General features: G+C 35.0%; 9 protein-coding genes. 1 reads left to right on the top strand and 8 read right to left on the bottom strand.

The window, feature by feature from the left end; translation table 11 throughout:
• Positions 1–49 precede the first annotated feature (49 nt).
• The 6 genes from NLJ82_RS09035 to NLJ82_RS09010 all read right to left on the bottom strand — a co-directional run bounded on the left by NLJ82_RS09035 (position 50) and on the right by NLJ82_RS09010 (position 10,183).
• Entirely contained in the window at positions 50–3,244 is a 3,195-nt protein-coding gene (locus tag NLJ82_RS09035) for a DEAD/DEAH box helicase (protein WP_000011083.1), read from the bottom strand.
• A gap of 117 nt (positions 3,245–3,361) precedes the next feature.
• Positions 3,362–4,294, bottom strand: a complete 933-nt coding sequence (locus NLJ82_RS09030; protein ID WP_000500316.1) for a response regulator — start codon at positions 4,292–4,294, stop codon at positions 3,362–3,364.
• A 2-nt stretch (positions 4,295–4,296) separates the two neighbouring features.
• On the bottom strand, positions 4,297–5,595 hold the full coding sequence (locus tag NLJ82_RS09025; protein ID WP_001997204.1) for a sensor histidine kinase: 1,299 nt from the start codon (positions 5,593–5,595) through the stop codon (positions 4,297–4,299).
• A 64-nt stretch (positions 5,596–5,659) separates the two neighbouring features.
• Positions 5,660–7,372 carry an oxaloacetate-decarboxylating malate dehydrogenase gene (gene malS, locus NLJ82_RS09020; protein WP_041185211.1) on the bottom strand — a complete coding sequence of 571 codons (1,713 nt, stop codon included), beginning with the start codon at positions 7,370–7,372 and terminating at the stop codon, positions 5,660–5,662.
• A 75-nt stretch (positions 7,373–7,447) separates the two neighbouring features.
• Positions 7,448–8,887 (bottom strand): aspartate ammonia-lyase, encoded by a 1,440-nt coding sequence (gene aspA / locus NLJ82_RS09015; protein ID WP_000224178.1) that lies wholly within the window; start codon positions 8,885–8,887, stop codon positions 7,448–7,450.
• A gap of 24 nt (positions 8,888–8,911) precedes the next feature.
• The gene (locus NLJ82_RS09010) at positions 8,912–10,183 is read right to left on the bottom strand and encodes a cation:dicarboxylate symporter family transporter (protein ID WP_000713290.1); all 1,272 of its coding nucleotides are present in this window, start codon (positions 10,181–10,183) and stop codon (positions 8,912–8,914) included.
• Between the two features lie 376 nt (positions 10,184–10,559).
• Here NLJ82_RS09010 and pyrH point away from each other — a divergent pair, with 376 nt between their 5' ends.
• Positions 10,560–11,303 (top strand): UMP kinase, encoded by a 744-nt coding sequence (gene pyrH / locus NLJ82_RS09005; RefSeq protein ID WP_254754656.1) that lies wholly within the window; start codon positions 10,560–10,562, stop codon positions 11,301–11,303.
• Positions 11,304–11,484: 181 nt separating this feature from the next.
• On the opposite strand, the gene NLJ82_RS09000 is transcribed toward pyrH, so the two are convergent.
• Positions 11,485–12,900, bottom strand: a complete 1,416-nt coding sequence (locus NLJ82_RS09000; protein WP_000145517.1) for an RICIN domain-containing protein — start codon at positions 12,898–12,900, stop codon at positions 11,485–11,487.
• 88 nt (positions 12,901–12,988) lie between these two features.
• Positions 12,989–13,891: a hypothetical protein gene (locus tag NLJ82_RS08995; protein WP_000185074.1), complete on the bottom strand. Its 903-nt coding sequence runs from the start codon at positions 13,889–13,891 to the stop codon at positions 12,989–12,991.
• Positions 13,892–14,202: the final 311 nt, after the last annotated feature.

Raw genomic sequence — 14,202 nt, 5'->3', positions numbered from 1 at the left:
ACAACGAAAAAGCTATGCCCTCATATATTTGAAGGCATAGCTTTCTTTATTAGATCATTAAAATATCTCGAATTTCTTCTTCCGTGATGGATGATAATTTCTCTTCTCCCGGCTCAATCACTTCAGCAATTAAATTTTTCTTACTCTCTTGCAGTTCATGCATTTTTTCCTCGATTGTTCCGTGAGCCACTAACTTAATAACTTGTACCGTATTTTTCTGTCCCATCCGATATGCCCGATCTGCTGCTTGTTGTTCAACAGCTGGATTCCACCATAAATCGTATAATATAACCGTATCGGCACCCGTTAAGTTAAGTCCCGTACCACCAGCTTTTAAAGAAATGAGAAATAGGTCCCCTTCCCCTTCGTTAAATCGATTACATAGCTCTACACGTTCTTGCGAAGGTGTATTTCCGTCTAAATAAAAGTATGGAATCGCTTGACGATTTAATTCACGACCAATAATGGACAGCATCTTTGTAAATTGAGAAAAGATTAAAATTCTCTTACCAGTACTTCTACATTCCTCTAGTATGTCTAACAGTTGCTCAAATTTAGCTGAACTCCCTTTATAATCATCAACGAATAAAGCGGGATGACAGCAAATTTGTCTCAATCTCGTTAAGCCAGCTAAAATTCTAATTTTATTTTTACGTAACGTGTCTTTGTCTAAATGTTTTAACGTTTCTTCTCTTAATTTCGCTAAATAAGCAGCATATAGTCTCTTTTGGTCTGGTAATAACTCCGATGACTGTAAGTGCTCTATTTTATCTGGCAGCTCCTGTAATACATCTTCTTTTAATCGTCTTAATACGAACGGTTTTACGCGCTTCGCTATATCTTCACGCCTTAAATCACCGAACTCTTTTCTTCCTGGTAATAATTCTGGAAATACAACGTGGAAAATAGACCATAGCTCTTCTAATGAATTTTCTACAGGCGTTCCTGTTAGTCCGAAACGATATTCAGCTTGAATTGTTTTCACTGCTCTTGCAGTTTGCGTTGTCGGATTTTTAAACGCCTGTGCTTCATCAAGAAATAGCGTATGAAACGGCCTCGCATACGACCTTATATCTCTTCTTAGTAATGGATATGACGTAATTACGACATCAAATTCTGCTACATCTTTTAAAATTTTTCGCCGTTCTGTCTGATTTCCATCTGCAATAACTGCTCTAATATGTGGAGCGAATTTTTTCAATTCACTAAACCAATTATAAATAAGCGAGGACGGTGAAACGACTAATATAGGCAGCTTCTTCTCTCGAATTTCAGGCAAAACAGAATCTATATAAGCAATACTTTGCAGCGTTTTTCCAAGTCCCATATCGTCTGCTAAAATACCGCCAAAACGGTAATAGGCAAGTGTTTTCATCCATTCGAACCCGTATACTTGATACTCTCTCATTACAGCATGTAAAGTTTGTGGCACTGTAAATTTTAATTTTTTCGGGTTTTGAATGCTTTCAACTAAATCTTGAACAGACTCATCTAAACTTAAAACATTACCTTCATGAAGTCCGTTCATCCATTTTACACTCCGAATAAGCGGAACATTCACTTCTTCCCCATGTAAAAATTCTTTTCGAATACCTGATTCTTTTACAAACTGATTAATTTCATTAAACTCTTTACTCTCTAGTGATAATAAAGAACCATTCGCTAATCGGTAATATTTACGTTTCTCCTCAAGAGCCGCTAATACACCTTTAATTTCAGCTTCTGGTATTCCTTTTATATCAAAACGAAATGATAACCAATCAATTCTTTCTTTTCTTCTCACTCTAATAAGAGGTGCGGTATCACCTTTATGAATGCGTAATTTAATTGCTGTCGTCGCGTAAATATCAACTAAATCTTTTAACGTTGGAACGATGTGATATAAAAAGTTATACTCAGCTTCTTCATTATGCATAAAGTAACCGCCTTCTGTTTTCGCAAAGGCACTTTCACTCATAATGTCTAAAATCTCTTTTTCCTTTTTCTCATCACGATTAAAAACAGAAGGTTGCCCGTCTTCTTCTAGCGGATTAATCACGACGTTTCCATAATGAAATTCAAGACCTGCTAGCAAACGATTTTTCACACGATCTAAATATAGCTTTGCTTTTAGCAACGGCGTTTCAACACGATCGGATATTACTTCATCAATGCGCACTGTTCCAAGTTTCATTAATCCAGGCACAACTTTCGCTACGAAATGTTCCATCTTATTTTCAGGAATATAAAACTGATTGCTATTTGAGCGACTCATCATCTTTTGCAATTCAATAAGTCGCATACAATCTTCCATGGGTAAATGATATAATTTCCCATCGTAAAGAGCGTTGTTATACATCTCCATAACTCGAACACGATTTAGACCGTCTATATGAAGGGTAAACCCGCCATTATTCCCTTTCGTAAACTCAAAATGTAATGGCAATAACCCTTTTGAAATGTGTAATCCCTGAAACAGTTGCTCATTTTGTTTCAGCTGTACATACTCGGCTCTAGAAAGTGCAGAGAGCATATCATTCCACGAAGCTGGCGGTATAAATATCATACTTTCATCTTGTTTCGCATGTACTTCTAGTGCATCTTCATACATTTTTTCATTATGATATATTTTAATGAGTTGTTGTATAATCGCGTCTGTTTCTTGTTTAAAACTGTGTACATCTGGCGTATATGTAAATTCATTGGAACAATGAAAAGTCTCTCTCTTCTCCACTTTAGAAAGAAATTCTCTCATATGATTTATAAAATATGTTTTCGCAAGTTTTAACTGAATTCCAAGAAGAGCCCCACCGCTTTTCGTCGCTACTGGTGAACATATAAACGCAACATCTAATATTTCACGTGTATCAAACCGATGTTGTTTACTTTTTGGCCTCAGTGGTTTATCTGCAAACAACTGAAACATCCCGTTTGTTAATTGATCATTTCTGCTACTAACAGAGCCCATTCCACCCGTTTGCTGGTTATAATTTATTTGTATCAATACAGCTGCAACATGTTGACAGTACGTTTGGAAAGATGCTAACGAAGGACAACTACATCTCGCAACAACATCACCTTTCTTAGCTTTTTCTACTGTAACATGGAAATCCTCGTTCCCTTTTACCGTCGCCTCACAAATTTCTTTCGTTTCATCATAGTAATTCACGATTACTTTATTTGATTTATAATAAGCTTCGCCTCTTTTATATGAGGTTTCTCCACATACTTCTTTAATAATCGATTTATTTAATGTAAAACTCATTGTTTTGACACTTCCTTAATGTAAAACCATTTTCTCTTACTTAACATTTTACATGCTTCACGAGAAAATATAAAATGTTGATTTAACAAAAAAAGATGCTTATTTATAAGCACCTTTTCACTCTATCTCCATCAGTCGTTTCGCCTCAAAATACAACACTTGAATAAATTTTTTCGTATTAATTCGTATATGGCCAGAAGTTGCTACCCCATCCTTTGTCATTTCTGTCATCCGTTTTCTAACTACAGTGAAATCAAAAAACTTCGGAGCATAACTTTCAAATTTCGGATTTGAAAAGTCTGTTAGTCCAAGAGAAGCTAAATGGTTCAATGATTGATAAATCGCTCTTCTTACACGTTGTTCAGATGCTTTTCTCTCCTTCTCTATATCTGCCTCTGAAGCTAGTTCCCCTAATTTTTTCAGTGTAATTTGGTGAAAAATATCTTTCAACGCAGGAAATCCAAATTCAAATGTTTGCGCCTTTTCTTGTCCATTTAAATATTCCAGCATACTAAGTAAATCTTTACTTCCGTTCTCTCCCGCAATACCGAGTTCTGATAGTAAGAAGCGTCCTGAATCTGATATCTTTTTCCCTTCTTGCACTGTTTCGCTACGCATTTGCGGCTTTTCCCACTGAAACACATTATTTAATGATTTTTGAATGTCATATATAGAACGTTCCAAACGAATACGTTCTATCACTTTTCGTACAACAGATACTACTTCTATTTTGTTTAGTGGTTTTGTAATATAATATTCTACACCAAGTGTATATGCCTCACCAATGAGCTGTTTCGATTCAACTTGGGAAATCATAATAATTTTCCCAGTAAATGAAGATGCTATATGGCGAACTGTTTCAATGCCGTCTCTCATCGGCATTAGTAAATCAATAAATAAAATGTCCACTTTTTTATAATTTAACTGTTCTGCTTCAATAAACGCTCCATCTTCCGATTCTCCAATTACTTCCCCAAGATCGCCATCCTCAATAATTTGCGAAAGCATCGAACGGAAAACTTCATCATCATCTACAATATAATAAAACAAACCTATTCCCCTTCCCGCTTTAAACTGCACTCCGGTAAACAAACGATAAACTTACACCCGTTCCCATTTTCATTGTCTTCTAACCTTACTTCTCCGCCGAGCTCTGTTACCATTTCATCTATGTAAGAAAGTCCAATACCTGTGGACGGTGTTCCTGTTTGATCATACTTTGAAGTAAACCCGGGCTTAAATACTAATTTCTTATACTTTTGCGTTATACCTGGGCCATCGTCAATCACTTCAAAGATTACATTTTTTTCTCGTTTATATAACTTAATACGAATGAGACCTCTATCTTCAATTGCTTCAACTGCATTCGCAACTAAGTTATTAAAAATTGATAGCACTGTATACACGTGATATGCAGCGTGTTCACCTTCTATATGTTTAGAAAAACGTATATCTTTCTCTAACATTTCAGCATACTTTTCATTTATTCTTACAATCATTTCTGTAAGCTCATGACCTTCTACATACTCAGCCACATTTTTATCTAATAACAGTTTAGATAATCCTGCAAAAATCCTTTGATTATCCTTTTTTATTTCGTGCACTTCTCCTGCTATTTTCAATGCTGTTTTACTGCTGGAATCATCATTCGCTTGTAAATTCCGATATAATTGATACGCTTCTTGTGTAATTAATTCTGCATTTTGTAACGTTTTTTTCAAATGAACAGATTCTACATATAAATTTGAAAGGTGCATGAACATTTTTTCATTTTCTTTTCTAACTTGTGATTCTTTTAATTTCGTTTCATATAAATTCATCATATTTAAAAAGCCAAGTGCAAAGAAGCTACGGAAAATAGCAATAATGATGAGTTTATTTACTTCAGAAATTGTTATTGTTGTACCTAATACTAACATGTGATAAAACGCAAGTTCCGACATACTTGCAACAATTTCAATTGAAATTCCAAGGCACCCAATAACAATTGGCTTCTGATGAAACTTATTCACCCTACAAAGTGAAAAAAGACTTCCATAAATAAAATAATAAAAGAACACAGGATAACGCAAATAAAATGATTCTGTCATATGAAATGAGCCTTGCATGACCCAGTCAAGGCATACGCGGAATAAGACTACACATATACCGACAAGAATACCCGCAGCAGCTGCTGGTATTCTTCTTAAAAATAGTAATAAAAAGAAGAATAACGGTGTCCCAAAGCTAACACGAAACGTATCATTAAAAGGATGAAAATTAAGCTCTCCAGCAATCGGAACAACAACCATTAATATAATTAAAAGAGATATATCTTTCTTCCATAATTGATTCCAATTCAAAGGTGCCACTTCCTATACTCTTTTTTCAGTAATAAAAGTGAAAGCCCGCTTATATTATAAACGGGCTTTATTTCTATATTCTAACCTTTTCTACCGCTTTTATTTGGCGATACTCAGGCTCCCAGATTGCTTCTTTCACTGCAATCTTGATATCGTTATCACTTAAGTTCTCTCTCGCAACACCTTCCGCAACGGCAACTTTCGCTACTTCAATTGCTACCATTTCCGAGATATTACGTAGCTCTTCAACTTCTGGCAAAATAGGTGCTCCTGGCTGACTTGTATCAACCATACTTGCAACTGCTTCAGCTGCTGCTGCGAACATTCCATCCGTCATAACGCTTGCACGTACGACAATTGTTCCAAGACCAAGACCTGGGAAAATAAGTGCATTATTTGATTGTCCAATCACATACGTTACACCGTTATATGTAACTGGTTCAAATGGACTTCCTGTTGCAACTAACGCTCTTCCTTCTGTCCACTCGATTAAATCGGCTGGTTTTGCTTCAGCAAGTGGCGTCGGATTCGACATTGGTAAAATGATTGGTCTTTCTACGTGAGAAGCCATTTCTTTAATAATTTCTTCTTTAAATGCACCAGCAACGGTTGATGTACCGATTAAAATTGTCGGTTTCACATGTTTCACAACTTCAGCAAGTCCAATCACACCATTTTGTTTCCACTCACTTACTTCCGCTTCTTTTCTTGCATACGGCATTTGGAAATCAAGAAGATCTTCCATATTATCTGTAACTAATCCGTTACGATCAATACACCAGAAACGCTTATATGATTCTTCTTCTGATACGCCTACGCGGACCATCGCATCTCTAACTTGATCTGCGATACCGATTCCAGCCGTACCAGCACCAAACACAACAACGCGGTGTTCACTTAGCGGTACACCAGAAGCTTTTACTGCCGATAATACAGCCGCAAGCGAAACTGCACCTGTACCTTGAATATCATCATTAAACGTACAAATATCATGACGATATTTATCTAAAATTTTTCGTGCATTACGAGAACTGAAGTCTTCCCAATGTAAAAGCGCTTTCGGGAATTGCTTATTTACCGCTTGTACAAATGTATCAATAAATTCATCGTAAGCTTCACCTGTTATACGAGGGTGACGATTTCCAATATAAAATGGATTGTCTAATAATTCTTCACGATTTGTACCTACATCTAAAATTACCGGTAATACGCGGCTAGGATCGATTCCAACTGCGGCTGTATAAACAGCTAATTTTCCGATCGCGATGTTAATACCACCAACGCCCCAGTCACCAATTCCTAATATACCTTCTCCATCTGTTACAACGACTAAATCAATATTTTCTGCTGTTGCACCAATATTGGCAAATACTTCCTCAATACCTGACGGATCGTTAATTGATAAATACACACCTCGTGGTTTACGATATTCATGACTATATCTTTGAATCGCTACACCGACAGTTGGTGTATATACGATTGGTAACATTTCGCGTAAATGATCTGTTAAAATACGATAAAATAATACTTCATTTCGATCATGTAACGCTGTTAAGTATACATTCTTTAATAAATCATCCGGCTGAGAACAAAATTGTTCATATGCTCGACGTGCTTGTTCTTCCAATGTTAAAACCGCTGGCGGTAATAACCCTTTTAAACCTAATTCTTCTCTTTCTTCTTGCGTGAAAGCGACCCCTTTATTTAAAAGTGGTGTTGATAATACTTCTACTCCTCTTAATGTCGTTTCTAATGAACCATTAGAAGCTACTGTAAACTTGCTCATAACATCCCTACCTCTATTCATATATAGCATTTCTATATTGTAAACAAAAAAGAGGGGCTTGTCCCCCCTCTTCTTTTAATTTTTCTTTAAAAGAGTTGCTCCTGCAATCCCTGGGTGTGTCATTTCGAATGGATCTAGAATTAACTCTAAATCTTCTTGTGACAGTACACCATTTTTCACACAAAGTTCTCGAACGGATTGCCCTGTCGCGATTGCTTCTTTCGCAACGCGAGCTGCTGCTTCATAACCGATATGAGGGTTCACGGCTGTAATAATTCCTACACTCTTCTCAACATACTCTTTTAAGCGATCTTCATTCGCTTCAATTCCTTTTAAGCAATTATCTGTAAAGGCACGGAAACCGTTATTCATAATGCTAATTGATTGTAGTAAGTTGAAAACAAGTACTGGTTCCATCACGTTTAATTCTAATTGACCTGCTTCTGAAGCAAGACAAATTGTATGGTCGTTACCAATTACTTGGAATGCAATTTGATTAATTACTTCTGGCATAACAGGGTTTACTTTCCCTGGCATAATAGATGAACCTGGTTGACGAGCCGGTAACATAATTTCTGCTAAACCAACACGTGGACCTGATGCCATTAAGCGAAGGTCATTCGCAATTTTAGACATATTCATCATACATACTTTAAGTGCTGCAGATACTTCTGTGTATGCATCCGTATTTTGCGTTGCATCTACTAAGTCTTCTGCACCAACTAGTGGTAGTTCACTAATTGCAGCTAAATGTTTTACAACTGCTTCAATATATTCTGGGTCTGCATTTAAGCCTGTACCAACTGCAGTTGCTCCCATGTTCACTTCATATAAGTGTTGACGTGATTGCTGAATTCGTTTCATATCACGTTCAAGTACACGAGAGTACGCTTTAAATTCTTGTCCAAGACGAATTGGCACAGCGTCTTGTAAATGCGTACGACCCATTTTAATCACATGATCGAACTGTTCTGCTTTTAATTCAAATACATCGTGCATATAACCCATCGTTTGTAATAAACCTTCTAATGCGTTTAATGTTGCGATATGAATCGCTGTTGGGAATGCATCGTTTGTTGATTGCGCCATGTTTACATGACTATTTGGACTAATATAATGATAGTCTCCCTTTTCCATTCCTAATAATTCAAGCGCACGATTGGCAATGACTTCATTTGCATTCATGTTCATTGAAGTACCTGCTCCGCCTTGGATTGGATCTACGATAAAATGATCATGCCATTTTCCATCGAGAATTTCTTGAGCAGCTTCTGCGATCGCGCCGCCCTTGTTCAATTCCAATCTTCCTACATCTGTATTGGCAAGCGCTGCAGCTTTTTTTACAATTGCGAACGCTTTAATTAAACCTTCATGGATTTTGTATCCTGTAATTGGGAAGTTTTCAACTGCACGCATTGTTTGTACGCCGTAGTACGCATAGTTTGGTACTTCTTTTTCACCTAAAAAGTCTTTTTCAATTCGAACACCATTTTTAACTTCAGTTAATGTTGCCATGATTATTCACTCCTTAACGATTTCTTATGCTGCTTTTGTTTCTTTGACTGTTTCTACATATTGTTTTGCTTTCTCATTATCGAATTCGCCTTCCCACTTCGACATAACAATGGCCGCTAATGCATTTCCTAATACATTGACAGATGAGCGAATCATATCTAAAATGCGGTCAATTCCCGCAATTAACGCGATACCTTCTAGTGGTAACCCCATTGAACCTAACGTTGCTAATACAACAACGAACGATGCACCTGGAACTCCCGCCATACCTTTGGATGTTAACATGAGAACGAATAATAACGTTATTTGCTCTGTCAGTGACATGTGCACACCGTACATTTGTGCAACAAACAATGCCGCTAACGCTTGATAAATAGCCGATCCAGTCAAGTTAAATGTATAACCTGTCGGAATTACGAAAGAGGCAACTGCCTTTGGACAACCGAACTCTTCCATTTTTCTCATTATATTAGGTAAAACAGCTTCTGAACTTGCTGTCGTAAATGAAAGAATAAGTTCTTCTTTTAAAATTTTCATTAATGTAAAAATGTTTACGCCAACCATTCTTGCATTAATACCTAATACAATCACAACGAATAGTATAACAGTTACGTATACAGCTAGCACTAGTTTTCCTAAAGGAAGTAGTGTTGCTACACCAAATTTTGCAACCGTAACCGCAATTAATGCGAATACACCAAATGGTGCAAATTTCATAACTTGATTTGTAACCCAAAACATCGCTTCGAGTACACCTTCAAAGAAGTTAAAAACAGGCTTTCCTTTTTCCCCAATTGCCGCAACTCCTAAACCGAATAATACTGAGAAGAAAATAATCGGTAATAAGTCACCTTGTGCAATCGATTCAAATACGTTTTTCGGTACAATGTGAACAATTGTATCAGCAAAACCTTTCTTCTCTGTTGCATCTGCAGTTTGTTTATAAGAAGAAATATCACTTTGCTGTAAATTACTCATATCAACGCCAGTACCTGGTTGGAATATATTCGCTGCAAGTAATCCCATTAAAATAGCAATCGTTGTAATAATTTCGAAATAAAGAATTGTCTTACCGCCCAGTTTCCCAAGCTTTTTCATATCGCCTACACCAGCTACTGCAACAATTAATGCTGAAATAACAATTGGTACTACAATCATTTTAATTAAGTGAATAAATATATCCCCAATTGGTGTGATATAAGAAATCGCCGTTTTATTGCCATAAAAGACTGCCCCTACTACAATCCCTAAAACAAGCGCGACAAAAATTTGTGTTGCCAATCCGAATTTTTTCATTTATGTTCATCCCCTTCATGCGAACGCTTTCAATTTGAATTTATAAAAGCTACTCACACATCTTATAAGCGAACCTACAAAATCATACAAAAACCTACAAGTTCGTCACAAAAAATTCAAATATTTTTCTTCTTTTTTTCATTGACACCATTTTGTTAAAAAACGATAAAATATACTTGATAAGTAATCAGATTGTTTCGTATAATCAAAAATATATGTACTTACAACAAATCAAAATGAAAAGGAGTGGATGATATGAAAAACTATACAAAACAATTCGTCTTATCTTCTTCTTTTCTTTTTCATTTTCTTAAAAAGGAACAAAGGCATTCGCCTTTGTTCCTTTTTTATTGCGATCTATATAGGGGGAATTGTTATGAGACCATATAAACGTGTCTTAATTAAATTAAGCGGCGGTGCACTTGCCGATCAAACTGGAAATAGCTTTAACTCCAAACGATTAGAACATATCGCAAACGAAATTTTATCCATTGTTGATTTAGGTATCGAAGTATCCATCGTCATCGGTGGCGGTAACATTTTTAGAGGTCATCTAGCTGAAGAATGGGGAATCGATCGTGTAGAAGCTGACAATATCGGGACGTTAGGTACAATCATTAACAGCTTAATGCTCAGCGGCGTTTTAACAAGTAAAACAAATAAAGAAGTGCGCGTTATGACTTCCATCCCGTTTAATGCTGTAGCTGAACCATACATTCGCTTGCGTGCAGTCCACCATTTAGATAACGGGTATATCGTTATTTTTGGAGGTGGTAACGGGCAACCATTCGTTACGACAGATTATCCAAGTGTTCAAAGGGCCATTGAAATGAATAGTGACGCAATATTAGTCGCAAAACAAGGAGTAGATGGCGTCTTTACTAGTGATCCAAAACATAATAAAGCAGCAAAAATGTACAAAAAACTAAACTATAACGATATAGTTAGGCAAAACATACAAGTAATGGATCAAGCCGCTTTATTGCTTGCCCGTGATTATAATTTACCAGCACACGTCTTTAACTTTGATGAGCCTGGAGTAATGAAAAGAATTTGCTTAGGTGAACATGTGGGGACGTTGATTAATGATGATGCTTCATTGCTTGTGCATGAAAAATAGTTATTTTTATAAACCATGACCTTTCGAGTATTACTTTATATCACCAATCTCTTACTAGAGAAAAATAAAATATTGTATACAAACTGAATTCCCCTTATTTGTATTACACTAGGACTTCAGTTTGTATTACTAAACCTTAGAACAACAAGTTTTTTATTTTATTTGTTGTTTGTACTTTATGTTAATTCCAAATGATAGTATCAATAACTTTTTCAGTTGAACGATCTTTTTTTACTGCCCAAATCTGTAATTTGTCTCCTTCTACAGGATGATTACTACCATAAGCGTTATATTCGAAAAAATTAACTTTTATTCTTCCGTCTTCACTTGGGCTATACCGTTCTGATGTTGCATTTCCAAAGTGATTACCATTAATTTTCACCTCATAAGATATAACTTCAGAAAGAACATCAACCTCCATTTTTTTGAAGTAAAATCCATGGTAATGTTCTTTACCATCTACTTTCTCATAAGATTTTAACCATGTGTCGATAATATGAGCTTCTTGTATTTCTGATACTATAAAGAATTTTTGGGCTTGCAAATACGGGTCGTTATCGTTTTTCAATAATTCAAGTTTTACATTTGTTCCATTTTGAGTATTTTTATTATCTAAATATAAAGTTAATGATGGATTTGCTTTGTTTTTTAATATGAATTGATAATCCGTATCTATCTGTAGTATCCAATACTGTTCAGGCTTATTTGTATCTTTAGTCACACATACATTTTGCTCATTATTACCTCTATCCCAAGCTAAAATAGCATTCAAATTTAATTTACTTCTAATTTTGTATGCTTGATGTTTAAAGTCAAATGAAAACTCCCACCATTGCCCTTTGGATTTATTCCAATTCCATATTTGAACATTAGTAGATATCTCATTAGAATTATACTGACCATCTTTAACATCTAAAACTTTATACATATCTAATACTGATATAATTTTATATACCCCATTTAAAAATGCATAATTTGAATCAGTAGCATCTAATTCTTTAACAAACTTGTCCAATTCATCACCTGATGGATCTTCGTTCGTCCAAGCATTATTATATTTATCTAGCCTTTTTAATTCTTCCAATACTTCCCTTCTTGTATTTCTTTTATTAGTTTCTACAGCAATTTCAACGGCACTGTCTAATGCGTCTGCTAGTTCATCCGCTAATTTCACATTTGACCAGTTGTTTCTTTTTGATTTTTCTTTAATTCTATTTATTTCACTTAGAATGGCATTTAAAATTTGTTTGTTATATTCTAAAGTATTTTTTCTATACATTAACTCAATTCTTGGTTTGGATAATCCTCTAATAGCTTCTTGTAATTTGCTCCTTTTATCTGAGCCAAGGATTGCATCAATTATTGCTCCAAATGATAATAAATCTGGGATAATATCATATATTTTATATTTAAAATTATCTATTTTTATATCTTTGAGAAGATTTTTTATAGTTTCATTTGAATTCAGCAGATTTTCAATTTCTTCATTAAGTATATCTATATATTTAGAGTAACCTTCACATTGAGTCAATAATTGTTCTGCACGACGTTTTCGATTCTTATTGTCTGGATAAAATAAATCATCAAATCCTGTCATAATTACCCTCCTATATATCAATGTATATTTAATATTAAATGTACTACCTCTATTAATATGTTAATAGAGGTAGTACATAAAGGTAGTATTAGTATTTAATTGCTGTTAAATCAATATTATTTTCATGTTCATTAAGCTCTTTTACGACTTCTTCCAAGCTACTTTGAGATAGATCTTCGTCTGTCCAATTCCCCAGTATTTTATCTTTTCCTTTTAAATCTGTTAGTGCAGATTCTCTAGTTGGCTCCGGAGTTGTTTCTTTAAAGGTTTCCATAGTATCGGTAATCGCATCTCGTATCTCCTCTTTAAGATCTTCCTCAGTCCATTTTTTCTTAGCAGCTTTCCGTTTAATACGATTGATTTCGTTAGTTATAGCCATTAGCATGTCATAGTAATATTGTGTTTTTAATACACCGTAACGAAGTTCTATACGTGGTTTCGCTAAATCTTTAATACCATTTTGTAGTTTAGCTCTTTCATCATTTCCAGTAATTGCGTCGATAGTAACATCGATGCCAACAGCTACAATTGCACCACCAATCGCGGATCCAACGCTAGTTCCTAATTTAAACCATTTTGGCAAACCAACTAATTTGACTAATGCAGCTGGTCCAATTCTCCCTTGTTTTAATAAATATGAAACCGCAACTTTCTTTAGGAGAAAATTGAAACCTTTATTAGCTAAAGAAAAAACAGTGGTAATTCCAATTGGTTGTAACATTTTCACATACCATTCATGGTCTAATTTAATCTCTTCGAATGAAATAGAGTCGATACCAATAAGACTATAAGCCTCTTTAGTATATTTGTTCATAAGTTCTAATATGTTTTCAATTTGCAATTTTTTATCCGCTAATACATTTGTATAATCAGCACATTCGCTCATTAATTGTTCTACTCGTTTGCGTCTTTTCGGATTATCAGGAAATAAATGATCTTGCCACGTATGTTGCGTTTCTACCGTTTCTGTTACCTCTTTTGAGTTAGTCATTATAAACATTCCCTTCAAAATGGATTTTTGAGTTAAGCATAAAATATTTTGCGTTTAACTCTATCTTCATTTTTTCATAAAATTCATTATATTTCACCGAAATTTCATATTCGTTTATACGAACTCAGAAAGTCATGATTAACCCAGTTTATCTATGTATATTTTTAGTTCTCCAAAATACCGAAATGTGAGTTGCGGTATCAATAATATTGTTGCCTTTATATGAATCGATTATAAAATATTGAAAATACCACAAAAAAGAGAGTGCCTTGTAAACACTCTCTTTATAAAATATATAATTTAAAATGTAT

This window comes from Bacillus paranthracis (genome assembly GCF_024296885.1).
In the GTDB taxonomy this organism is placed as follows: domain Bacteria; phylum Bacillota; class Bacilli; order Bacillales; family Bacillaceae_G; genus Bacillus_A; species Bacillus_A paranthracis.
Note: the sequence above shows the minus strand (reverse complement) of the source record. Positions and strands in the feature narration are given on the sequence as shown.

What these genes read in the sequence shown, in the direction of transcription:
- NLJ82_RS09035 (WP_000011083.1), bottom strand. Translation starts at nt 3,244, where the DNA reads ATGAGTTTTACATTAAATAAATCGATTATTAAAGAAGTATGTGGAGAA.
- malS (WP_041185211.1), bottom strand. Translation starts at nt 7,372, where the DNA reads ATGAGCAAGTTTACAGTAGCTTCTAATGGTTCATTAGAAACGACATTA.
- aspA (WP_000224178.1), bottom strand. Translation starts at nt 8,887, where the DNA reads ATGGCAACATTAACTGAAGTTAAAAATGGTGTTCGAATTGAAAAAGAC.
- NLJ82_RS09010 (WP_000713290.1), bottom strand. Translation starts at nt 10,183, where the DNA reads ATGAAAAAATTCGGATTGGCAACACAAATTTTTGTCGCGCTTGTTTTA.
- pyrH (WP_254754656.1), top strand. Translation starts at nt 10,560, where the DNA reads ATGAGACCATATAAACGTGTCTTAATTAAATTAAGCGGCGGTGCACTT.
- NLJ82_RS09000 (WP_000145517.1), bottom strand. Translation starts at nt 12,900, where the DNA reads ATGACAGGATTTGATGATTTATTTTATCCAGACAATAAGAATCGAAAA.
- NLJ82_RS08995 (WP_000185074.1), bottom strand. Translation starts at nt 13,891, where the DNA reads ATGACTAACTCAAAAGAGGTAACAGAAACGGTAGAAACGCAACATACG.